The following is a 24,849-nucleotide window of genomic DNA, read 5'->3' as shown; positions in this document are numbered from 1 at the left end:
GTAGACAATTGAAACAGGAAAAGAAAGAGCAGAAGATTGAACTTATTGAATACATAAATAACAATCGTTCTAAGATAAACATTCGACATATTTGCGAAAATGTAAATATAGATTATAAACAATTTATTGCTGGGATAAACAGTGACACCAGACGGATCAGTGTTAATGCTTTGAAAAGATTTGTGAATATGATGAATGATGAGATTAAACTGAAAGAAAATATAAAGCTAGGATTAATTTATAAGAGCTATTTCGATCTACATTTATTGTTTAGCTCATCTGAAGATATAGAAATTAGCACTATTAAAACTGCTGTATATAAGTTAGAATATTTATTGAATCAGCATAGTGATCTACTAAATCAAGCTGAATCCAAGTTTATTATGAATGAAGTGGAAAAAACAAAAGAAAAATACAAAATGGAGGGAAAACATGGAAAGCAAAAAAAGTAACAACTATCAAACAGAAAAAAAGGGATTTATTGATAAGTTAGGAAAAAAGAAGGTATTTGCAATAGGAGCAGCTATAATCGCAGTTGGAGTAATTGTGGTGGTAGCTATCTTTATGCAAAACGATTCAAAAGAAGTAGATTTGACATTGAAAAAAGATAAGTTTGTTTTAGAGTATGGAGAAGCTGGGGTTTCAAGTAATCCTAGTACTTATCTAAAAACAACCGATAAAGATATTCTAGAAAAATCGAAAGTTAATATTACTCCAGCAGAGTACATGTGTAGTAGTGAGAAATGCGAAAATGAAGTTTTAAAAGAATTTACTGGGGTTGGTGTATATAGCGTTTCGATAATCTATAATGATGGTAAGGATCATGAGCAGACAGTAGATGTTGAAATAAAGGACACTAAATCACCTGAATTTGTTGACTTCAAGGATAAAATTGAAGTTGATCAAGATTCAACTGAAGATCTAACTACTAAATTTACAGCCAAGGATTTAAGCGCAGTAAAAATTACTGTTAATATGGAAGGCGTTGATATAAGTAAAGTTGGTGAATATAAGACAAAAGTAATTGCAGAAGATTGGTATAAGAATAAAACCGAAAAAGAAGTTACTATTGTTGTAAAAGAAAAAACAACTGAAGATGAGAATGACGATCAGAATACAGATCAAGATTCTCAAACGAATGGAAATACATCAGGAGGATCTGATTCTACAGGTGGAAGTACAGGAGGGTCAACAAACACTGGAGGAAGTTCTTCTGCTGGTAACTCAGGTGGAACAACACCTACACCAACAGCTGATGTGTGTCCTGGTGGATATGATCCATCTCTTCCGTGTGATGCTATTATAACTGATACACGAGAAGGGCAAAGCCACATGATGTTTGATACATCAGCAGAAGTTGAAAATATTATGAATTTAATGGCATATGGTGAATTTGATAAAATAGAAGCAATAACTGGTGAAGATTTAAGTCCATATATGCAAATAAAAGGTGCTCAGGTTATGTATAATAACGGAGTAAAGAAATATACTTTTAGAGTATATTACTAGATTAAAAGTATTATTGTGTTAATCACTGATGATAAATATCATCAGTTTTTTTGTATTTGAAAGGAAGGAGGTACTCTAAATGAAGAGCGGATATAAAGCGAACGGCTCTGGTGGAGGTGGTAGCGGTGATTCAGTATTTACAATAGAATAGAAAGAAGAAATTTAAGCAATTCTAAAAAAATGGAGTTGCTTTTTTTGTGCAAATTTTAGAAACAGGAGGTATAAAATGCATAAAGTAAAAAAAATAATGAAATTATTATTAGTTGCTTTAATCGCTTTTACGGCATTATTCAACTTTGGTAATGATTCAGCAATTTTGGCTAATGAATTGAGTGATAATGAAACAATTACCGAATCAGATATTGTTGAAAAGGATGAAAAAGAAGTAGTAGAAACGAATGAAGCAGAAATTACTACAACTGTAGAGGATGGAATTATAACAGTTGAAGATGATTCAGTGGATTTAAGTAGCAATGATTCAGAAGAAGTTAATGAATCGGAAGATTCTGCTAGAGAAACAAGGGCAGGACCAACAACCAGAGCAGGAACAGTAGTAGCCTCAAGAGGATCAACAGGTTATTCTCATTCTGGAACAGCTTCAGGAAATGGTCATACTGCTTGGTTCACTGATCAAGAAATTTTAATGCTAACTGGTGATGGTACACTAGGTTGGTGTGTTGAACCTTGGGAAGTAGTGAGTAATCCTGCTGGTACATCAGGATATACACCAAATGCATCAAAGATGGATGCTATTGATAGTTATATATTACATGGCTATTATTTAAGAGGTAAATCTACTTATAATTATGCTGTTGTGCAATTAATGATTTGGGAACTTGGATATGGATATGTGCCTTCAAGTCATACTGTTCCAAACTATCAAACAGAAAAGGCATCTATACTAGCATCAATTGCTCAAAATAATACGAAACTTTCTTTTACGGGGCAAACTATCAAAGTTAGAGTTGGTACACCAGTTACTATTACAGATACAAATGGAGTTCTAAATAGTTATTCAATTACAGTTAATAATACTGGTGTAAATATAGTGAAAAGTGGGAATACACTTACATTAACAGCTACAGCAGATGATGTAGATGGAACGGTTAGATTTGCTCGCTATATGAATACAGGTATGCCGGATAATTCTATTCTGTGGACAAATCCAACGGAACAAGATGTTTATTCTGGTGGTTCTCAGGACCCAGTATTTTCTACATTAAATATTGAAGTGGAAAAATTTGGATCATTAGAGATTGCTAAAAAAGATAACTTAGGAAACTATATCTCTGGAGCTAAATTTGATGTGTTCTACAATTCAGGAGATGATGCAGGAACAAAAATAGGTTCTTATACAACTGGAGCAGATGGTAAAGTCAAGATTGATGATATATTGCCAGAAGAAGTTAAGATTGTGGAAACGTATGTTCCATCACCATTAGTATTAGAATCAACACCTGCATATGCAACAATTATCCCAAATGAAACAGTAACTTATACGAAAACCAACCAGAGAGTTACAGGTACTGCTAAACTTTATAAAGTAGATAAAGATACAGGATTAAAAATTCCATTGGGTGAAGCGGATTTAGATGATGCAGTTTATGGATTGTACGCAGGAGAAAATATTAAGGATGGCGTAACAGGCGCACCTAAGTATTCAACTGATCAATTAGTTAAAAGTGAAGTAATTGGGTCAGATTTAGAAATTGTTATTTCTGGATTAGAACCTGGTATCTATTACTTTAAAGAAATAAGTGCTTCTAATGGATATAATATTGATCCAAACAAATATACTTTAGATCTTCGTTATGTTAATAGTGCTACTGCGGTAGTCACAAAACAAGCTACTTCTAAGCAAGAAGTAAAGCGCGGAAATATTAAAGTACAAAAATTTATCAATACTGAAGGAAGTGGAATTAAACTTCCAGAATTTGGTGCAGTATTTAAAGTTCAAATTGAAGACGAAGTTCAATTACTAGGAGAAGCAAACGCACCTGTTTATGCAACTATTACTACTGATATTCAGGGGATGGGAGAGGCAAACAATCTTCCTTGGGCTGGAAAGTCAGGTTATAGAGTAACTCAAACGAAAGCAGCTAATGAAAATTTAGGTTTGGCTCCAGCATGGAATAGTAAAATCGTTAATCATGGAGAAACTTTATATTATATTGTAGGTAATGAATTACATACTTCATATTTACAAGTATATAAGTATGATGAGGACCTAGGAGAAAATATTATCTTCCCTGCAACTTTCAAAATATGGGATGTTGACAATAATGAATGGTATTCTGAAGTAGTTGGAAATAAACAAATTAGTGAGTGGGCTACTGACGAAAATGGAATGTTAATTACTAACAAAGTTCTTCCTGCTGGTAAATATGAACTAGTTGAAACAGGAACACCAAGTAATTACTTAGACCCTGAAGAAAGAGTTCCATTTGAAATTAAAGCATCAAATGTTCATGAAGTAAACATTGATGGAAAACCTATTCTTGTAATAAGAGTGTCAAACCAAGCACCAAAGGGAAAATTGGTTTTAAATAAACTATTTGAAAGAGTAGAAGGACTACACGATGATGAAACATTAGTTAGTGGTTGGAAGGTAACATATGTTGACCATGATGTACTAGCTAATTATGACAATGAGACTGTAGTTCACTATGAAGGTGAACAACTTGTAAATGCTCAGTCAGCAGATGGTCTATTCTATGCTACAGAAGATGAAGTATTAGAAATGTTAGACATTTACATTGGTTCAGGGGAAGGTACAACTCTTAAATTTGAGGAAGTTGTTGTTCCTGAAGGTTATGTAAAAGCAGATGATTTCACAGTAAACTTCAAGAAAGATAAAGATGATAATCAAACAAAAATCATCGAAATAGATCGTGAAATCGAAAACAAAGTAATCCGTACTGATCTAGAAGTAGTAAAAAAGAATAAATATTCTGAAGAAATTGTTAAAGACATAGAAGGATTTGAATTTACTTTATATGCTGATGAAGAGTTAACTCAAGAGATTGAAACAGTTAGTGTAGATCCAACAACAGGATCAGCAGTATTTAAGAATCTTCCATATAGTTTTAATGGTTACTTGGTAGAGACTGCGGTTCCTGAAGGTTGGATTTTATCTGACGAAGTCGTAAATGTAATTATTAATGGCGAAACAGAAGGTTTGGGAAATACATATTCAATTGAATACTATAACAAACCAGAACCAACTTTAGGAACTAAAGCTACTCATATAAATGGAAGTAAAGTAATTAATCCAGATATTGATAATATCTTAATTGATGATTGTGATTACACTGGAGTTGATACCTCATTAGTTTATGACAAGATTTGGGAACTTCGTAAATCATCTACAGGAGAAATCATTTTAACTGAAACGGAATCAGAAGTAACATTCCCAACTTACGATGGTACATATAGAATTAATGTATTTGTACCAGCAGGAACGCTGGAAGCTGGAGAAGATTACTATTTTGCTGAATATATCAAGGTTCATGGAGAAGACATTCCATATGTAGAACATAATGATCCAGAAGATGAAGGTCAAACTGTCCGCACTGAAGAACCGACACTAGGTACATTGGCAACAGGGTTAAATAACGAAAAGGTGTTTGATCCAACTATCGACAACATCATGATTGATGTAGCTTCTTATACAGGTATTGATCCAAACTTTGTTTATGATCGTGTATGGGAAATTAGAGATAGTGAAACTCAGGAATTAGTATTGAGTGATGTAGAAAAGGATACAAGATTTGATACACCAGAAGGCAAATATACTGTTACAGTAAACGTTCCTGCTTATACACTAGAAAATGGGAAGTCTTATTACTTTGTAGAAAAACTTGTTGTAAAGACAGTGGATGAAGAAGGTAATGAGAAAGAAGAAATCTTTGTAGAGCATAATGATCCAAAAGATGAGGGACAGGCGGTCCGCATGGAAGAAACTGAATTTAAAGTTTATATCAATAAAGTAGATTCAATATCTCTTGAAAATATTAAAAAGGATTTTGAATTCACAGCTGATGTATTCGACCAAGATGGTAAGTTACTAGAATCTATCGTTGTTAAGGGGGACGCCGAGACAGGAATCGCCACTTTCACATTCACAGGTGCAGGAACTTATGGTCATATTGAGTTTAGAGAATCTGATGCTCCATTAGGATATGCTCTTTCAGATGAAGTTGTTAAAGTTACAATGGATGACTTTAATGATGAAAATACATATTCCTTTAAGTATGTGAATACAATGATGCCAGCAGCTGCCGTTGTAGCAGGAGACGTTACAAACACTAATATGTTAGTATTGATGTCCTTAATTAGTTTAGGGTTAGTTGTAGTTATTGCATCTAAAAAGAGAAAAGGAAGAGTTAATGAATAAAAAAAGAAAATTAAGGCTTTATGCCTTTTTTTTCTTTACTGTATTTGTCTTAGGTGGTTGTGATTTGTTTGAGGCAGATGTATCAACTGCTCATGAAATAACATTTCAAGAAAAAGTTGAAATTAACTATAAGGAAAAAAATGTTGATACTTGCAGTTTTGTATTGAATGTAGATGGACATAACATAAAGAAATCCGCAATCGATTCAGACAAGAGGAAAATTTATATATCGAACTATGAAGTCTCTTGTGGATCTATTAGTACTCAAAAAATGGGTGAAGTAACAATAGACTATAAAGTAGAAGAAGATATATTTACTCTTACTGTGGAAATCAAAGATTTAGAAAGTCCTGTAATTGAGTTGTCAAAAGAAACATTTGAAATTACTGAAGGAGAAACTTTATCTATTAAAGAACACATTTCGGTTAAAGATAACGTGGATAAAGCAGATGAAGTAAAAGTTGAGATTGGTAAATTTGATGTCAATAAAATTGGAAATCAAGAAATAGAAATTAAAGCTATAGATACATCTGGTAACTCAACAACAACATCTGTAAAGGTGGTTGTGAAGAAGAAGCCAGAAGAACAAAAACCAGAAGAGCAAAATAATTCTAATTCAAGTAACGATGGACAAAACTCATCAAATCAGAATTCAACACAACAAAACAGCAATCAAACACAACAAAAACCATCGCCATATATAAAAGACTTTTTATTTGTAGATGGATATAACAGAATCACAGCACCTCAGTCTTGTCAGAAAGAAATGCTAGAGGCGTTTAGCAAAGGTTCTAGTGCTACATGTAACGACATATTGGACGCTTCAGGTGATCCAATAGGACAAAGATTGACAGTATATTAGAAAGGAGGAGAACTATGAGCATAGTAGGAATTGTAACTGCACTTTGTGCAATTGTTTTCGTTTGGATATATTTCTATCCAAAAGTTAAAGAAAGTGGAATGAAGAATGGAAAAGCAAGAAAAACTCAAAAACAGATACTTATACAAACGGGTATCATTTCAATAATCGCAGCTATTGGTGTGTATTTATTGATTACAATGTAAGTTTTAAATTAAAACTAGAAAAGGAGAAAAATTATGGGTTTTAATATTAATATTAAATTATTAGATCGTAAAGAAAATGGTGAACTAAATGCATTCCCAATCAAAGGGAGTAACGGAAAAACATATGAATTTGTAAAGGTTAACTTACCTTCAAATGTAAATTTTGGAGGATTTAAAGACAATCAAGGAAATGAAATTTTTGGAGTATCGGGTGCTTCTGTTATTGTTCCTAAAGGTTCAATCATGCAAGACAAATATAATGAGGATAAAGCATATATCAACTTGAAAGGTGATTATGTTTTCAAATCTGTTAATATCGATCTTGGATTGACTGGAAGAAAATTAGAAGACGGAAAGAATGAACACAATTTTTCAAAACTTGAAAATGTTCCAATTGGTGTAGTAGAAGATTCTTTTGCAAAGAATCAATGGCATACATTTACCATCACACCAAAAATGAGAGGAACAGATTACATTACTCAAGAAGGTGATGAAAGAACTACTGTAGTTATTCCGGCAGGTCGTGGTGAACTATCAGGAGGTAGATTTACTGTTTCACCTAAGAATATTACACCTGTGAAGGACCGTGATGATTTATTACAAGTTGCTATTCACAGAGATGCAGTATTTACTATCATGAAGTCAGAAGAGGTTGGTATCAACCCAGACACAGGAAAAAAAGAATATTCTAGTATCGTTATGGCAGAAAAGGTAACTGCTAAAGATCTTGCAGAGTATTACAAAAAACCTGAAGAGAAATTCTTGACGCGTGACGAGCAAAGTAAAGACCATGAGGAAAAGGATGAAGCAGAAAGCGCAAATGATGGACCAGAACTATAGAAATCAACAAATTGTTGGTTTCTTTTTATTTGAAAGGGGGTGTGCTTAATGGGTGGTTTTCAACCTTTGTATGATTTGATTAAACCGTTTTTCGGAGACGCACAAACATTTCTTCAATCTATTGCGATTTTTATTGCTACAGCTGTGGCGATTTATTACAAAATTAGAGAAATGGGTGGTAATCCGCAAGAAGACCAAATGTATTCGCAAAAAACAAATAAAGTATTAATAGGATTGGCTGTTGTATTCATTATTCCTACAGGAGCAAAAATTCTTCAAACGTATTTCTTATAAAAGGTAGTGTATACTACCTTTTTTTATTTTGAAAAGGAGGTATATTAATGAGCAAAAAAAGGAAAGCTTTTAAAGAAATTTCTGAATTTTTTGAAGATGACGCTTCATCAGAGATTGAAGAGATGCTTGAAGAATTCTTTGATAATGATTCATGGATATACACATATATCACGCAAATTTTACAAAGAATAAAAAGTGTAAATGACTTAAAAGAGTTCTTTGTTTATCTTCATGAATTACCAGAAGATGAAAGTGATAAAAGTGTATCTATTAGTTATGTACAAAGTGTAATCTCTGAATTTGAAACTAATAAACGTAAAGAAAAGAATTTAGAGTTTTTAACTCCTCCAGAAGATATAGATAACGATAACCCGGAAATCGATGATGCATCTTTTTCTGAAATAATTGATAAACTCTTTGGAATACAAGCTGAACAGGAAACAATGGGGAATAATGTAAATGATCTCTTTTTCTCTGTTAGCGATTTCAAGAGTGAATTCAGTGATTTTCACAAGGAAGCTATTAAATCTGAAAAATATGCTGAAGACACATATCAACTAATACATAGTCTAAGCACTCAAAAATCGGACAATAGCCGACCAGCTGAATATGATCAAGTAGAAAAAGTTATTCAAATAGTATCAAATGGAAAGAAACTTAAGGGTGAAACTAAGGAAAAGAAAATTAAATCTATATTAAAACTCAATAAGTCATTCAATTTAACTTCTGTAGTAATGGTTGTAATGTGCTTTCTGTGTCTTGTAATAGTTTTACTCCTAGTTAAGGGAGGGAACTAAGATGGATTTATTGTTCTTAGATTTCTTCGGGATTGGGAAGACAGTTGAAAATTTCTTTAGAGGAATATTCTGGGGAGCAATCAGAGTATTAATGAGTTTCATAACTGGGATTCTTGAAGCATTAACTAAAGGAATCATGGGGTTTCCGATTTTAAGTAATACATATATTAAGGAAGCATTTAATGCATCTTTAGCAATCATGTTTCTTATCTTAGCACCAAAGATTATTTATGAGATAGTAAGTAGTTTTATAAAAGATGATGAAGCAGGATTGGATTATAGAAAGAAAATTGGTGGAGCAATCTTTGGAGTAATAATTGCAAGTTCACTTACAGTACTGATTACGATGGTAAATACACTATCTGTAAATATTAATACTACATTAACATCGGGTGCAGCGATTTCTTCCACCACACAGGAGGAAATAAGAGATTACTGTAGTAGCCAGAGTAAGTATATATTTTTCAATAAGGAAGATTATGAAGCAAAGTGTTATCAACGAGAATTTGATGCACGAACCAACGGAATGCTTGGAGATGAGTTACTTTCATCAGTATTCGTTGGATTCGGTGGAATGCAAAAATCTGGTGACCACGGATCGGATAAGTTAATTGAAACATATCAAGAATCATCTTTTGATATATACGAAAGAGATGATGGCGATTATATATGGGATTTCAGTGAATTGATGGTTTTGGTAGGGATGATAATTTATGTCATTCTTTTATTCATGATTTGTATTCAAGTTGCGACAAGAATTATGGCAATTGGGTTCTATTATGTAATTGGACCATTGTGCTGTTTATCATTAACTAATTATCAAAATCCACAAGCATTCACAGTTTGGAAAAATAGTCTTATTGGTCAATTCCTGTTAAATATAACCCAGATATTTTTATTAGGGTTCTTTAGCAATATAGTTGGAGATATAGCGAATATTTCCGAAACTACAGGAGTAGTCGGGGGTACGGCTGTAATAGCACAGTTATGTTTATATTTTGCAGGGTTCTCTGTAATACTGACAATGCCTAATTTTGTTCAATCGATGATTGGTGGCTATGGAGCAGGTGTTATGGATACAATGAATCAGATCCGTGGAGGTTTATCTATGGGGAAAGCAATGACTGCTGGAGTAGTTACAGCTGGAGTTGCCAAAACAGTAGGACGAAGAAATTCATATACCGGACATCGTGAAGGTGGAATTCGCGGTGCAGTTGCCGGTAATAAACGTCAAGATGGAACTCGGTCTGGAGGAATTGTAGGAAATACAGTCGGACAGAAAAATAATGATGGTTTCCGTCAAGGTGGAGTTCGTGGAGCAATCTTTGGAGATAAGAGTGCGACAAGAGATGGTGGAACTAGACAACGTGGAGGCATTACAGGCGTTCTAAGAGGAGAAAAAACTACAACACCAAGTACAGGTCAACAAGGACAAACAGGCTCAGGGTTCAGCTCGCAAGAAGCAGACGATTCAAGAAGCTTTAAAGGTGGAGTAAATACAATGGCTAGTCATGCAGGGGCAAGTGGAGCATCAGAAGGAGCTTCTGGAGGCACAACTGAAAGATATTCTGGAGGACTTCGTGCTGCATTTAAAGGAACAACAACAATGTCTAGAAATGCATCAGGAAGTGTTACAAATAAAACAAGTACTGGTAATCGAGTCGCTCGATCATTTAAAAGTGCTTCTACAAGAAGAACGGGACCAAGTTCAGGAGCAAGTAGTAGCTCTGTATCTGGACCAACGATTTCTAATAGAAGAGATGAAAATCAGAGTCAAAGAAGTAACCCATTTGAAAGATAAGGAGGTGTTACAGAATGTTTAATAATTATAAAATTATAATTGATAGTGGAAAATCGAAACAAAAAATATTTATAGTATTTGATTTACCAGAAGCAGCTATTGTTTTGGCTGTTTTCATAGCATCATATTATTTATTAAGTGAATTTATATTAAGTCCTATTATGCCCTTTGTAATAGCAATAGGAATTGCGTTTATAATTGGATTTATGTTTATTGAAATGCCGAACCATCTATCAATTTGGGAACATATAAAATTAGTAGTTAACTATTTCTTTAAGGAACCAAAAGCTTACTACTATTACATAAATAAAATTACTCAAAAAGTAGCAAAGGAGGATAAAAATGGCAAGAAGAAACGAAAAGAAAAAGAAGAACAAGGCATCAAAGGGTTCACGCCAGCCACATCACATTAGCGAAATGTTGCCGTTTACATGGGACGAAGATAAACAACTGTTCTGTGATAATGACGGAAAATATATTAAAATGATTCAAACCTTTGGTACTAATCTTTTTGGTTTCAAAGAAATTGATCAAGATGCATATATGAGTGCATTTCAATATATTTTTTCAAACTCAGTAGGAAAAGGACAAATCTTTTCCTATGAAGTAGCTGCTGATGTTGATGGATACATTGAAGACATGGAGCATCAAAAAAGCACACTAAACGTAATTCATGATGAGCAAGATAGAATTAGGTATAAAATTTTATTAGATAATCAGGAAAGATTAAAATATACAGCAATCACACGAGAAATGGTCGATCGAACATTTCTTTTTATTTTGAAGGATGATGATTTGCATCGCTTAGAGCAGAGATGTAATGAAGTAATTAATAATCTAAATCCATACCAGAAAACTGTAATGATGGAATCATCGGAAATGATAAATGTGTTATATAACTATTATCATCCAAGAAACAATAAAGTTGCAGAACGTATGGCTGGTGAATGTGATGACTTAATGGATTTCCTTTATCCCGATGTTATTGAAAAGGAATCACATGGTTTCAAAAGACAATTCTTACGCATGGATGGATTGGTAATGAAAATAAGATATGTTTCATTATATAAGAAAGCTCCAGCAATGGCGTTTCTTTCTTATCTAAGCAGTCTTTCAAATGTAGATTTTTCGTTACATTTTGAACGCGCTGAAGCAGATGCTATTAAGAAAGAAGTTACAAAAGATTTAAAGAATATCAGAAAAAACCTTGATAAGGCTAAGCCGGGTGTTGAAGAGAAAGAACTACAGCTACAAGAAGTCCAAATGGATGATGTTCTTAATAAGATGGTATCAGGATCAGATAGCCCAGTACGCTTCAGCGTTACTATTCGTCTGAAAGGTGAAACAATAGAAGATGTAGAATCGTGGTCACAAGAGATTGACAAGAAATTAAATGAAGTAGACATTACTTTAAGAGATGGAATCTATCAACAAAAAGAAATGTTTTTACATAACTCGCCAATATGTCACAATGCAGTTGAAGAATATATGAAAACAACTACAAATGATACATTAGGTTGGGGATATCCATTTGTATTTGAATCGCTATATGACAGTGTAGAAGTTGGAGAATATACAACTGAGACAAATGTTACAAAGAAGATTCGCATGCCTTCTGTTTATTTGGGTAATACTGTTCAAACAGGAGGTGTAATGTTCTATGATAATTTCACCAAAATGGATGATAGAAGTAATTATAATGAATTTATTGTAGGAGTTTCTGGATCTGGAAAAACATTTATGGTGATGTGGCTAATTTACGTGCGGTTTGCACTTGGTTATCACCAGTTTATTGTGGATGTTGAAGGGAAGGAACTTAATAAACTTACCTATCATCTGAAAGGTGAAAATATCAATGGTGCAAATGGTAGACGTGGAAGAATCAATCCTTTGCAAGTTCGATTTATAATACCTGATGATGAAAACAGTGATAAGGATGAAGATGATAAAAAAATCCCATTGGAAGAAATTTATCCATTGAGTGAACACATCCGGTTTACTAGGAACTTTTTTAAAGCATATAAAGCAGGGTCAAAAGAAATTGAATTGTTGCATGATTCAACTATAGAAGACGCTTTGATTGAATGTTATAAAGATAAAGATATCACATTTGATACAACAGCAAAAACATTAGTAGATGAATATACGAATGATATGTACCCTGTAATGAAGGATTTGTATAATAAATTAATTTCTTGGAAAAAAGACCGAGTAGATAAGTATGAAAAAAGTGGCTTTGAAGAAAAAATATACATTGACATGGAGGAAATAAAAATTATTAATCAATGTATAGCATTCGTAAAACCATTAGCAGTAGGTGCGGATGCTGATATCTTTAATGGTCATACAACTATTGATCTAAGTAATAAATTGATTTGCTTTAATATTTCTGGATTAAATGATAATACAGATAACAAAGTACTTAGAACACAATACTACAATATTATGTCGTATATTTGGACAAGTGTAATATCGAACCCAAATAGAATAAGGCAACAAATCTATGCAGATGAACTTTCAGTTATTATGGATGAAAGAAATGTTGATGTTATGTTATTCTTCCATAATATTGCAAAACGTATTCGTAAGTACTATGGAGGACTTACTACAGCAACGCAACAAATGTCTGATATGCTTAAGAAAGAAATTCGCTCTTATGGAGAAGCAATTATTGAAAACTCTTGTTATGAATTCTATTTTGGAATGGGGTCAAATGATATCGAGCGAGTAGAGAAAACAAATGCATTACCTAAAAGTGAAATTGAATTTATTAAAACAGCCAAGATTGGACAATGCTATGCGCGGATAGGGAAAGCTACAGCAATGCGAGTGCAGATATCACCACCTCAGCACACTCTAGAGTTGTTTGAAAGTATGAAATCGTAAGATGTTCAAGAAGAAAAAAGGTAAAAACGCTGGAACCAGAATGTTGTCTTTTGCAGGAGCTGGTTTCGGCTTTTTTATTATTTTAATCTTATTGATTTTTGGTGGTATAAGTGGAAGTGCTGATGCACCTGCTAATGTTGCAAATTACTATACACAAGGTGAGGGCTTAAAAGAGTATAAAGAAATTTACTTAAAAGCAACAAAAGAAGTGAAAGATGAAAAGTCCTACGATGTGGGTGTATATCAATTGGCGTGGTATTACGCATTAACTGAGCAGACACCAGTTTATGAAGATGTTAAAAAAGAAGCTGAATGGATAGCTGATAACAAAGGGACTGCTGAAACGATAGCAGATCGTTTTTTGAAAAGTGATAAATATAAAGACAAATTACTCGGTTATTCAAAACAAGATATTGTAGCATTCATTAAAGACTTTAAAAAAATGGATGAAGAAATCGCCAAGGTATTAGAAGAGGAAGATGGTTTGGAATCGGAAGCACCAATTGGAAATATTGGTGCAAATGAAGTTGGTGCAGATCTAAATAGTAAATGGTATACATCACCAACAAACCCATCCTCAATTAGTGGATATCAAGGACAATGCACCTGGTACTGTTGGGGAAGAGCGAATGAAGTATTTAATGGGAAGTATACTGGTATGCCAGCAGGTAATGCACGTGATTGGGTATGGCAGTGGAATCAAGATTGGGGACAGGCACCAGCAGTAAATTCTATTGCAGTATGGGGTGGAGATTTGCAACATGTTGCTTATGTAGAATCATATGATGGAACAACAATAATTATTTCTGAAGGAAATTATAATCCTACAAAATCATGTGTAAACTATGCATGTTCGTTAGAGGACTCGATTTCATTTACAAATGTATGGTCAGGAACATTAGAAGAATTAAAGACAAGACAAGGTGGAGGGAATTTTATTGGATTTATATATTTAAAATAGAAGAGGTGAAAGAATGAATTTAGAACTTGGTAATAGATCGGAGGGTTATTGGAAAAGTCGAGTTGTAATGATGATTGAAAGTATCAATAAGATTGCCACAAGTAGTGAGAGAATTGATATAAAGGTCATAGAGGCACAATTGAATGAAACTAATATCTATATGCATATGACGATGTATTATTACTATGTAGGCTTATATGAGGCTCTGGTGGCTACTATATGTAACGAGCAGGTGAGATAGGAGTAATGTATGGAAAAGATTAAGATAGAAGACAAAATAATATCTGCAATAAAGGCTGCAAGAAATGAAATTAAGATGTCACAAGCAGAAGTCGCTAAGAAAGTAGATATTAGTGTACAGAGTTATAAAAGAATAGAATTAGGTCATACAAAACGAGTTGATAGGGAAGTGCTTAATCGAATTGGAATCGTATTAGGTATAAATGAAAACTTATGGATTGAATCGTCTTCAAAACCATTTACATATCGAATTAGTAAAGAACTAAGATTATACTTACAACAGATACAACAAGAAAATGATTTTGAGAATTTATCAGATGCAATCAGTTTTTGTCTTCGAGAGAATATGGAAAATAAGAATTTAACAAAGGTACGCTATGAAATTGAGGAATTTTTTGAAAATTCCTTGGATAAAACATTTGGAAGAACAATCGCTTATTTGAAAAAAGATATCGCGTTTAAGAACGGATTATTGGAAAAGATTCAAGAAGAAACTGGTATAGATATCGAAGAGTATTCAAGAAAATTAATTGAAAAAGATATAAAGACCAAAAGAGCAGAAAAGTATTAACTGCTCGCGTAACGAACAGGAGCGCGAGCAGATTTTTTTAGAAAGGATGAGCATTTATGCAAAATAAAATTGTGTTTTGTGGCGATACACTTCTATATGAAAAAATATATAAACATTATGAATATACAGATGAAGATGGAAATGTTCTTGGAAGTTATTTTAGTGAAGACGATTATAACTTTTATCATCTAACAAATCGCGATTATATTAATTTTATAATAAACCCAATTGATGGAATAAAAAATATAAGAGATCTAATTATACAAAAATCATGGTACAGTAACAGCCAACTTTTAAAGATATTAAATAGAATTAAATTATTTAATCCAAATATAAATGTTGTTGTTTGTATGGATGTTGTGCTTGAAAAGAATGAGATATTTATGCATGAAATTGTTTCAAAACAACTTGGGTATATTGCGATTAATGAATATGAAATTGGAGAAATAATAGGATCTGATTACGAAGTAGACCAAAGTAATTACATTTTGAAAAAAGTAAAGAAAAAGCAAATTAAGAAAATGATAAAAAGTTAATATGAAAGTATCACATAAAAATGATATTATAGGAAAGAGGTGTTTATATGATTAATCCAATAAAAGAAGTATTGCGACAGCAAAAAGATATGAAAATGAAAGGTAACTTGTATCATGTGAGTCAAGTTAAATTTGCTTACAACTCTAATCACATAGAGGGAAGTAAGTTATCAGAAGAGCAAACAGAATTAATTTTTCAAACAAATACTGTAATGCTAGATAATCAAAATGAATCAATCAATGTAGATGATGTGATTGAAACTAGAAACCATTTTATTTTATTTGATTACTTAATTGATCATGCAGATGATCCATTAACTACAGATTTGATAAAGGAGTATCATCGAATTTTAAAAGTAAATACTGCTGACTCGCAAAAGAAATGGTTCATGGTAGGGGACTGGAAAAGACTTCCTAATGTTGTGGGAGATATGGAAACAACCGCACCAGATAAAGTAGATATTGAAATAAATAAGCTGCTTGAGAACTATAATAAATTAGAAGAAGTAAGCTTTGAAGATATCGTGGATTTTCATGTGAAGTTTGAGAAAATCCATCCATTTCAAGATGGGAATGGCAGAGTTGGAAGAGCAATAATATTTAAAGAATGCTTAAAAAATAATATAGTACCATTTATAGTTTTGGATGAACAAAAAGCATTTTATTATCGAGGGTTAAAAGAATATTCCAAGGAAAAAGGTTTTCTAATGGAAACATGTAGACACTTTCAAGATTACTATAATGATATATATGAGAGATTGGTTGGAAACTATTTAGATGAATTTTTAGAAATACCAAGTGATGAACAAGAGATAAACTGAAGCTACTAGGCTTCTTTTTTTATAGTATTAATTCAAAAAGAATTACATAAAATAAGGAGAGTCCACCGAGATAAATCGAGGTGGACTTTTCTATATTAATAAATACAAAGTATTGAATTATCAACTGCTACTTTTCATAACACATAGACTCAGTAACAGCAAGGATACGTTTTTGTTCCAAAAACTATCAGGCAACTACGTCGTCCTTGCTTACATCGTTCTATGTGTTCTGCTTACGTGTGCAGTTGATAATAATGAAAATTCCCGCCACACATCTGGTAAAAATTTCATTACGAATTTCTTCATTATTTGAACTGCAAATTTTCATAGTCAAATGAAGGAGGACAATTAATATGAAATATTTTTATGCAGTATGTGAAGAAGGAACTCAAAAATTATACTCTTCAAAAGTAGAGGTAGAAAAGAATGATGTTGTGGTAATTCCACCATATTATGACGAGGAAGATTTGCCACTTTGTGCAAGAGTTGTGACAGTGATTTCTAGTATGAAAGCATTAACAAGTGTAGAAACGCCAATTGAAATTATTCAAAAAGTTGATATGGATGAATACATAGAAAAGGTTACAAAAGAAAAAGAAGATATTATTTTATTCAATAAAATGGATAGCAAAATGGCAGAACTTAAAAAGATAGAGCAACTTAAAAAGTATGCTTCATTAGACCCAGAAATGAAAAAAATGTTTGATGAGTATACAAGAAAAATTAGTAATGAGGAGATTGGGGAGTAATCCCCTTCTCTTAATAAAATAGAGGTTGCTTGTATGGGACTTGACCAAAAATTTGTAATAGTAAAAGATAAACGATTATTTTTATATAAAGAGGGAGAAGCAGTTTTGTATTATGATGAACAAGATAATATGAACTATCCCGATTCAGTAGCAGACTTGTTTTTACGAAAAGTGAATTGCGTGCAAGGCTATTTCGAAATGAAATATGATTTACAAAACTGTGATTATATACGAGTCAGTGTAGAAGATATTCAGTATTTGTTAGAAGAATCGAGTTATATTTTAGATACAAAAGACTTTGAATTAGCAAAAGAAAGGCTACCAATTCAATATGGATTGTTCTATGGAAATTATGAATATGATGAGAATTATTTAGTTGATTTAGAAATATGTAAAGCAACAATGCAACAGATTTTAGAAACAATTGAAAGTGATGATGCCATTCTTTATTGGTCATGGTGGTAGAAATTAATCGAGTATATTTTAAAAAATATACTCGATATACTTAAGAAAAGAGGAATTATGAAACTAAAAGAAATTGTAGAATTGAAGAAAGGAAATCTTTCTTGCTGTGATGTGAAGATTGATTCAATGTATACTTTTAATATAAAATTTATGGATATAACAGACGTAGATTATCCAAACTGCAAACAGTTTTTAAATTATATGATTAATAAATTGGATGTAATTTCAATTACAAAGTATGATGATTTTGTTATTAATTTATCTCAGGTTTTGGATAATAAAGAAATGATTTCTTATGCAAAGAAATATTTCTACACAAAAGAACAATATGAAAATGATGATGATATTCTTAAACTTTTATTTAGCGATATTGTAAAAAATCTTGAATATGCTATAGAAGAAAGAAGTGAAAGTTTACTAAAAATGTTTGAGGAAACCGATTGTGAATCAAAACAAAAACTTCTTCAATATGATGACAAAACAGATAAAGTATTCAGAATTATTAAGTATTGTACATATCAAAATGAATTAGAAATTGTTGCAAAAAGTTTAGATGAAGCAGAAGAAATTGCATCGAAACTTTTACGAGTTGGAGCATATGATGACGTGATGGATGTGTTTGATGAAGTGACAGATTTGAAAGGCATTTTCGATGAAAGTGATATTGTTAATAAACATTCTCTATGTTATTTCAATAGAGAAAAGCAAGCTTTTTATTTGTCAGATGATGAAGATATTAATCGTAATGACGAGCAAGACTTATCTATGTGATTAATGGAAATGCAAAATGCTTGGACACTATTTAAAGGTACTACCTTATCACGTGTCCACTCTCTACAAAACGCGAACTTTGTTCACGTATTATAGAGAGCAGGGTAAGAGTGTGTTCGCGAACGAACTCACTGGGGCGCTTGTGACCAGTGGTCACAACGTTTTATCAAACTATGAAGAGATAATGAGTATATTAATGTAAAAATTACAAAGTGAACCAATGGTTCGCTTTTTTAGTTTATATGCACTAAACCGAGCCAAACTAGAGTTTCAAATTATCAAACTTTCTATCGATTTTTGAGGGTGATGTATTACAAACTGATACAAAACACTTGAAAAAACTATAAAAAAAAGGGTTTAGGTTCGCCTTTATTAGTTAGATTTTATCAAACTAATTCATGAATTTGAAAATTATGTATTACACAGAAAGGAGATTTATGAGTAAAGAAAAGAATAAATATAAATCAAAAGGTGTTGCTATAGATATAGTACTAGCTATAGTTGCACTTCCAATAATAGGTATTGCTGTATGTATATTATTCTGGCGACTGGAAGTAGACATGCTAAATGAAAACTATGATTTTCTGTATGTAGTTGGTCTTAGAGGAAAAGAGATATTTACATTAACTTTTGCAGCATGGGTTATGGTTATATTGTTTATGTTTAAAATGTTTCAGTTTAAGAAGCCAGTACAAGATGATGACTTAGCAGCTGCAAGGTGGGCAACAGAAAAAGAGCAAAGAGAATTTTTTGCAATTACTTCTATTGATACGAATGAAACGTTGACGATTGGAGGTCCACCAGTAAATAAACTTGATCGTAATGAAGTGCTTTATGAAAAGGAAGCGGTTCATTCATTATGTGTAGGATCTACACGTTCTGGGAAATCAAGAAAAATAATTAGACAATTAGTTATGATTTGTTCGATGGCTATGGAGAGTATGATTTTTAACGATCCTAAAAAAGAATTCTATCAAGACTTCCATAAGTATTTGAAAAAAAGAGGATATGAAATCTATGTAATCGATTTGAGAAATCTTCAATATAGTGATTGCTGGAATCCACTTAATAACATTATTCAATGTATCAATGAAGGAAAGGTTGACGATGCAGATCAATATGCAGAAGATATTGTTGCACAAATCGTTGTAGATAATGGTGCAGGCGAAAAAATTTGGCTGGATGGTCAGAAGGCGATGATCAAAGGGATTATCCTGAGTGTATGTTCCGCAAACATTCCAGAGGACAGAAAAAACTTTTATTCGGTATATCAAACCCTTGCATTATTAGGTGGGGAAATTCCTGTTAATGATAAGCACTCTGGATCAAAAGCACAGAAGATGGTGTTATCAATGTTTATGGAAAGTTTAAATGAATCAGATACTGCAAGAGTAGCATATACAGCAGTTGCAAATGCTCCAGAAAGAACAAAGGGGTCATTTATGACATCAGCATTGGCGACACTACATACTTTTTCTACAAGGAAACTTGCAAAGGTATTGTCACGAAGTGATTTTAAGTTTAGTGATTTTACAGAAGGGAAGAAAGCACTCTTTGTAGTGAACCCAGATGAAAAGAATACGTATGATTCAGTTGCCGGTATGATATTTGATCAGTCATATCAAGAGTTGGTTTTTGAAGCCAATGGAATGCCAGGTAGAAAACTAAAAAAACGTGTTCATAATATTTATGATGAATTTGGGAATATGCCTAAGGTAAATAATTTTCAAAGAAAAATCACAGTTGCTTTATCTCGTGAAATTGTATATCACTTATATGTTCAGGATTATGGACAAATGGATGAAATCTATGGACCAGAGGTTGCTAAGACGATTCGTTCAAACTGTAACTTGAAATACTTTATCTCGAGTTCTGACTATGCAACTTGCGAAGAGATGTCGAAGCAAATCGGAAATGAAACTTTATGGGTAGATAACTTAGGTGGAAACTATTCGCAAACTGGAAGCAATTCAGGCGGTAATGTTGGATGGTCAAAACAATCTGTTCCATTGAAGGACGCAAACAAATTAATGAGTGCAGATAATAGAGATGGTAACGGAATCATTGTTACACGATTATATACTCAACCTATGGAAGTATATTTACCAGATGCTAGTGAATATGACTGGTATAAAGAAATGGAACATGATGAAACAGAAGTTGAAAGAGATGACCAAACATTAAAATGGGCTGTTCCTAGGTTTTTTGAGTTTACAACAGATAAGCCAGAGATGGAGGATGAAGATATGTTTAACGCCGCAGCTAAACATTTTATGAAACCTGGTGCTAAACTACCAAATGAAAAGAATATGTTGTGGTATTGGTCCTCACGCAGTGATTTAAGAGAATCTGTTGAACATCATATCAAACAGAAGAAATCTGATGCCGATGTAAATGGAGAATTATTTGCAGTAGAAAATTATTTGAAAAGTAAGGAATTCTCAACATGGTTACAATCTGTTGATATTGATGATCAAGAAGAGAGTAGCATACCAGATGTAGATCTAACATTAAGGATGAACAATCCTCATAATAATCAAAGATCTAAACTAGAAGATATATTTAGAATATAAAGGAGAAGGTCTATATGGAAAAAACGACACCTGGTATAATATTTGATTTGCGATATAGGGCTACAGAATATTTTAGGGGGAAACCTCCCCCTAAGTTGTTAAAAACTAATACCAAAGGTATGCATAAGTATTTTAATCGAAGTGATGCATGTGATAAAACATTTTATAGTTTAGATGCAGGTATTGAGACAGAAAATACAAAGGATGCATTCGATTATTACAATTATAGAATTGGTTCCACCGGTGCTTTTAATCACACTGGTTATTTAACACAGGAAAAAGTATTGTCAGAACTGGAAAAGTACAAACCAGAAATTGTTTATAACTGTGTAATATCATTTACAGATGAATTTGCTAGTGATAACAATCTAAAGCCTAAAAAAAATATGCAAGATTTAATTAAGAAAACAATGAACAAAAATATTAAAGCTTTGGGGTTTGATCCGGAAAATGTAAGTTGGAGTGCATATTATCATACGAATACGAATCAACCACATGTTCATGTTTCCTTTTATGAAAAGAAGAGAACAAAGAAAAGATATATGATTGAGAAATCTAAATTAACAAAAGCAAATAGTGCAATTACAAGATTAATGAAATTGAATACAGACTTATATATCAAAAGAGATGATTTGAAGCATGGTTTATTTAAAAAGTTAGATGAACTTGGATTTTCAGACAATATTAAAAGGTTGATAGTTAAAAGTGAAAATAACAGTAAAAAGGCTTATAAGGTAGATAAAGAATATACTCAAAAATTGGAGCATTTAGAAAAGGTCCTTCCACAACAAGGATCTTTTAAATTTAATAGTGCAAATATTAAACCTCATAGGGAAGAGATAATGGAGTTAGTAGATTATATAAAAAAGCATGGAGGAATTAGTGAAGTATACAAAGAATTTATTGAACATTTGGATAAAGAGGTAGAAGCACAAATTATTATTTATGGTGGCGATAAAGATAGTGAAGATAAGATTAACTTCAAACAAAAAAGAATAGATCAAATTGATACAAGATTAGCAAATTTAATTTTATCTAATATCAAAGCTTATAGATTAGATTGTGAAGACTATGAAGAGGAGTTTGATGATAAGCGAGTTATTCGAGGACTGCGAAAGAACAATATAAAAACTAGAGCAACTAATTTTCTGCATGCAACAGTACTAGATTTATCTTCTAGTATTGAACACACATATTATGCTGGTAAAAGTATGCAACGACAAGCAGATGAAGTAGCTCGTAAAGCACAAGAAGAAATTAGAAGTAAAGTGATTGGAAGGTAAGAGATGATGAAACTTATAATTAAAAAATTATGGAGTGATTTATACAGTAGTAAAGACATCGAAGAGAAAGTTTATATTAGAACAAGAATAATCCATGTCATCATGCGTATTGATAAATGGATCTTAAATTTATTGTTAATTCTATCTTTTTGGATTGGAATAGTTTGGGTGATGAATAATTATCAAGAAGTAATAGAAATCAAGGAATTCCTTAGTACAGAGTTTACAGAGATTTCGTTCCTTATTCCTTTTATAGGAATCTTTATAATTGTTGGAATATCTTGTTCATCAATTTTTAGGAGGACTTCTACAGGAGATTTAGTGAGTGAATTATTAGGACCAGATATGATTAAGACGTTTACATTTGATTTACTAATGGGTGTTTTCGTAATCATGGGTTTAGCAGAGATCCCCATTCTATTAAACATGGTATTTGGATGTATAGTATTTCAATTTCTGTTAGTTTTTATAGAATTAGCATTTAAAAGTTATATTGATCATAAATATCATTTTGGGATACACATGAATTATCGCTCTAGAACTCGATGTGGAGATTGTCCAAGAAATATGGTGCCAGCAAATGCTAAAAAATATAGTGTATGGCGACGTGCCTATATAACTGGTACAAGAGCAGCCAAAACAAGTACAGATATATATACCAAAATAGCAAGCAAATTTGATGAACAATCTAAAGAACTTATTAAGGAAGCCACTAATAAAGCCAAAGAAAGTGAATCATGGAAAAACGAGAATTGGTGGCAATACTATTATATAAATAGATGGATTATAACGAATATATACTGTAGTAATCAAAATCATGGTGATGTAGATTTAGAGATTATTGATTTCATTAATGACCTTGAAATTGAAAAATTTAAAAAGTTATTAAATTCAGCTTTAGAGAAACCAGTAATTAATTTATTGACATTTGAAAATAAAATGAACAATGAGAAAAATAGTAAGCGACAGAAGTATAATAATAAAATAATTAAAATTCTTGAGATGGAAGAGGTAATGAATGCATTGGATAAGCCTCACTATATAATATCAGTTGATTATCAGTTAAAAAAAGTATTTGCTAAGGAATTGTTAGAAAATGATTATAAATAAGATGGTTAATTGTATGGGTTCAGCAAAATTAAAATCATTAGAATATGAAAAAAAAGTCTCTAAAATATTGGGTTTAGCAAAAGGAAATATATATTTTTTAGGAGTAAATAAAGAATCAATTGAAATGATTTTAACAGGATACAAAAATATATCTTTTTTTAACTACTTACCACCTGAAATGATCGAGCAATATATTGAAAAAGAAAAGATTAAACTATGTCTTCTTGATGAAGATAATAATAAAGTTTTGGCAGAATGTACCATTAGACGTATTTATAAACTTATGTATTCAAGTAATGATTTAATTGATGAAAATGAAATGATAAATGTCGCAAAGGATAGAGAATTGATATTACGAGATCTTTATTTAGGTTGGTGCTTAATGAAAGATATACAGCCTAATTTAAGTGAAGGGCATATGAAAAGCAAAAAATTCAAGAAATACCTTGAAGAAATTAGTTGGGATGTTAAAAGTAATTATGCAATTGCTTTTGATACATTGATTTCATATAAATAAAAGACATAAGAACATTGTAAAGGAGAAAACTAATATGAGCAAAGTGTTAGATAAGAAAATTAGTGATTTAGAAAAGAAGAAACAAAAGCAACTTAATGAACAAGAAAAAATCAAGAAAGAGTTAGAAGATATTGATCAACAGTTGAAACCACTCTATAAGTTGAAGAGTGATGCAGATGCAGCTAAAAAGCGCTTGAGTGAGATTGAAGAAAAGGCAAAACAACTATAAAGGAGGAACTGATGTTTTTAACTGAGAAGAATTTAAAAGATCTATTTTGGAAGTATTACAACCAGAAGGGCAGAGCAATTAAACATCAATTTGAATGTGAGATCCGAGAAGGTTGTTCGGATTTAGTAACAATTGAAAAGTACCAGGATAACTTTCAAATAAATGCATTCGAATTTAAATTAACGGATATCAAGAAAGTGTTCTTGCAGGCAGAAGAAAATATGAAGTATGTACACAAAAGTTGGATTGTAATTCCAATTGAAAAGAAGGAACTGATATTAAACAAATATTTCGGTTATCTGAAGGAAAAGAAATATATCGGAGTAATTGGAGTGGAAGAGGGTGGGCGTTGGAGCATTATTCATCAACCATACTTCAAAAAGGATTTGATAATGAATCAGGCAATCGTGAACCTGATGATGAAAGGATATTAGA

At 32.1% G+C, this 24,849-nt stretch carries 25 protein-coding genes; all 25 read left to right on the top strand.

The window, feature by feature from the left end; translation table 11 throughout:
- The first annotated feature begins 8 nt into the window (after nucleotides 1-8).
- A complete protein-coding gene (locus tag J2S15_RS11465; RefSeq protein ID WP_307408423.1) occupies nucleotides 9-452 on the top strand; it encodes a hypothetical protein in 444 nt (147 codons plus the stop codon).
- A complete protein-coding gene (locus tag J2S15_RS11460; protein ID WP_307408421.1) occupies nucleotides 433-1,509 on the top strand; it encodes a hypothetical protein in 1,077 nt (358 codons plus the stop codon). Before J2S15_RS11465 ends, J2S15_RS11460 begins: the two co-directional genes overlap by 20 nt.
- A 226-nt stretch (nucleotides 1,510-1,735) precedes the next feature.
- On the top strand, nucleotides 1,736-5,905 hold the full coding sequence (locus J2S15_RS11455) for a SpaA isopeptide-forming pilin-related protein (RefSeq protein ID WP_307408420.1): 4,170 nt from the start codon (nucleotides 1,736-1,738) through the stop codon (nucleotides 5,903-5,905).
- A complete protein-coding gene (locus J2S15_RS11450; protein WP_307408418.1) occupies nucleotides 5,898-6,767 on the top strand; it encodes a hypothetical protein in 870 nt (289 codons plus the stop codon). Before J2S15_RS11455 ends, J2S15_RS11450 begins: the two co-directional genes overlap by 8 nt.
- Before the next feature lie 14 nt (nucleotides 6,768-6,781).
- Nucleotides 6,782-6,970: a hypothetical protein gene (locus tag J2S15_RS11445; RefSeq protein WP_307408417.1), complete on the top strand. Its 189-nt coding sequence runs from the start codon at nucleotides 6,782-6,784 to the stop codon at nucleotides 6,968-6,970.
- A gap of 33 nt (nucleotides 6,971-7,003) precedes the next feature.
- Nucleotides 7,004-7,810 (top strand): hypothetical protein, encoded by an 807-nt coding sequence (locus tag J2S15_RS11440; protein ID WP_307408415.1) that lies wholly within the window; start codon nucleotides 7,004-7,006, stop codon nucleotides 7,808-7,810.
- A gap of 48 nt (nucleotides 7,811-7,858) precedes the next feature.
- A complete protein-coding gene (locus J2S15_RS11435; protein ID WP_307408413.1) occupies nucleotides 7,859-8,104 on the top strand; it encodes a hypothetical protein in 246 nt (81 codons plus the stop codon).
- Nucleotides 8,105-8,151: 47 nt separating this feature from the next.
- Nucleotides 8,152-8,901 (top strand): hypothetical protein, encoded by a 750-nt coding sequence (locus tag J2S15_RS11430; RefSeq protein WP_307408411.1) that lies wholly within the window; start codon nucleotides 8,152-8,154, stop codon nucleotides 8,899-8,901.
- Nucleotide 8,902: 1 nt separating this feature from the next.
- Nucleotides 8,903-10,702: a conjugal transfer protein TrbL family protein gene (locus tag J2S15_RS11425; protein WP_307408409.1), complete on the top strand. Its 1,800-nt coding sequence runs from the start codon at nucleotides 8,903-8,905 to the stop codon at nucleotides 10,700-10,702.
- A 14-nt stretch (nucleotides 10,703-10,716) separates the two neighbouring features.
- Nucleotides 10,717-11,115, top strand: coding sequence for a hypothetical protein (locus J2S15_RS11420; RefSeq protein WP_307408407.1), 399 nt, complete (start codon nucleotides 10,717-10,719; stop codon nucleotides 11,113-11,115).
- Entirely contained in the window at nucleotides 11,045-13,588 is a 2,544-nt protein-coding gene (locus J2S15_RS11415) for a VirB4 family type IV secretion system protein (RefSeq protein WP_307408405.1), read from the top strand. Before J2S15_RS11420 ends, J2S15_RS11415 begins: the two co-directional genes overlap by 71 nt.
- Nucleotide 13,589: 1 nt before the next feature.
- On the top strand, nucleotides 13,590-14,549 hold the full coding sequence (locus tag J2S15_RS11410) for a CHAP domain-containing protein (RefSeq protein WP_307408403.1): 960 nt from the start codon (nucleotides 13,590-13,592) through the stop codon (nucleotides 14,547-14,549).
- Nucleotides 14,550-14,562: 13 nt separating this feature from the next.
- Nucleotides 14,563-14,790 (top strand): hypothetical protein, encoded by a 228-nt coding sequence (locus tag J2S15_RS11405; RefSeq protein WP_307408401.1) that lies wholly within the window; start codon nucleotides 14,563-14,565, stop codon nucleotides 14,788-14,790.
- Nucleotides 14,791-14,799: 9 nt separating this feature from the next.
- Complete coding sequence (locus J2S15_RS11400) at nucleotides 14,800-15,360, top strand: helix-turn-helix domain-containing protein (RefSeq protein WP_307408399.1); 561 nt, start codon at nucleotides 14,800-14,802, stop codon at nucleotides 15,358-15,360.
- 56 nt (nucleotides 15,361-15,416) lie between these two features.
- Nucleotides 15,417-15,896, top strand: coding sequence for a hypothetical protein (locus tag J2S15_RS11395; protein ID WP_307408397.1), 480 nt, complete (start codon nucleotides 15,417-15,419; stop codon nucleotides 15,894-15,896).
- A gap of 47 nt (nucleotides 15,897-15,943) precedes the next feature.
- A complete protein-coding gene (locus J2S15_RS11390) occupies nucleotides 15,944-16,717 on the top strand; it encodes a Fic family protein (RefSeq protein ID WP_307408395.1) in 774 nt (257 codons plus the stop codon).
- Nucleotides 16,718-17,070: 353 nt separating this feature from the next.
- A complete protein-coding gene (locus tag J2S15_RS11385; RefSeq protein WP_307408393.1) occupies nucleotides 17,071-17,466 on the top strand; it encodes a hypothetical protein in 396 nt (131 codons plus the stop codon).
- Between the two features lie 33 nt (nucleotides 17,467-17,499).
- Nucleotides 17,500-17,931 (top strand): hypothetical protein, encoded by a 432-nt coding sequence (locus tag J2S15_RS11380; RefSeq protein WP_307408391.1) that lies wholly within the window; start codon nucleotides 17,500-17,502, stop codon nucleotides 17,929-17,931.
- 57 nt (nucleotides 17,932-17,988) lie between these two features.
- Nucleotides 17,989-18,702: a hypothetical protein gene (locus tag J2S15_RS11375; protein ID WP_307408389.1), complete on the top strand. Its 714-nt coding sequence runs from the start codon at nucleotides 17,989-17,991 to the stop codon at nucleotides 18,700-18,702.
- Nucleotides 18,703-19,139: 437 nt separating this feature from the next.
- A complete protein-coding gene (locus tag J2S15_RS11370) occupies nucleotides 19,140-21,275 on the top strand; it encodes a VirD4-like conjugal transfer protein, CD1115 family (protein ID WP_307408386.1) in 2,136 nt (711 codons plus the stop codon).
- Between the two features lie 14 nt (nucleotides 21,276-21,289).
- Nucleotides 21,290-22,558 carry a relaxase MobL gene (mobL, locus tag J2S15_RS11365; RefSeq protein WP_307408384.1) on the top strand — a complete coding sequence of 423 codons (1,269 nt, stop codon included), beginning with the start codon at nucleotides 21,290-21,292 and terminating at the stop codon, nucleotides 22,556-22,558.
- A gap of 3 nt (nucleotides 22,559-22,561) precedes the next feature.
- On the top strand, nucleotides 22,562-23,668 hold the full coding sequence (locus tag J2S15_RS11360; protein ID WP_307408382.1) for a DUF874 domain-containing protein: 1,107 nt from the start codon (nucleotides 22,562-22,564) through the stop codon (nucleotides 23,666-23,668).
- 13 nt (nucleotides 23,669-23,681) lie between these two features.
- Nucleotides 23,682-24,185 (top strand): hypothetical protein, encoded by a 504-nt coding sequence (locus tag J2S15_RS11355; RefSeq protein WP_307408380.1) that lies wholly within the window; start codon nucleotides 23,682-23,684, stop codon nucleotides 24,183-24,185.
- Nucleotides 24,186-24,219: 34 nt separating this feature from the next.
- The gene (locus J2S15_RS11350; RefSeq protein ID WP_307408378.1) at nucleotides 24,220-24,414 is read left to right on the top strand and encodes a hypothetical protein; all 195 of its coding nucleotides are present in this window, start codon (nucleotides 24,220-24,222) and stop codon (nucleotides 24,412-24,414) included.
- Nucleotides 24,415-24,425: 11 nt separating this feature from the next.
- The gene (locus J2S15_RS11345; protein WP_307408377.1) at nucleotides 24,426-24,848 is read left to right on the top strand and encodes a hypothetical protein; all 423 of its coding nucleotides are present in this window, start codon (nucleotides 24,426-24,428) and stop codon (nucleotides 24,846-24,848) included.
- Nucleotide 24,849: the final 1 nt, after the last annotated feature.

It is taken from the genome of Breznakia pachnodae (genome assembly GCF_030814225.1).
Taxonomy (GTDB): domain Bacteria; phylum Bacillota_I; class Bacilli_A; order Erysipelotrichales; family Erysipelotrichaceae; genus Breznakia; species Breznakia pachnodae.
The sequence above is the reverse complement of the archived record's forward strand: the minus strand, read 5'-3'. Positions and strand labels throughout refer to the sequence as shown.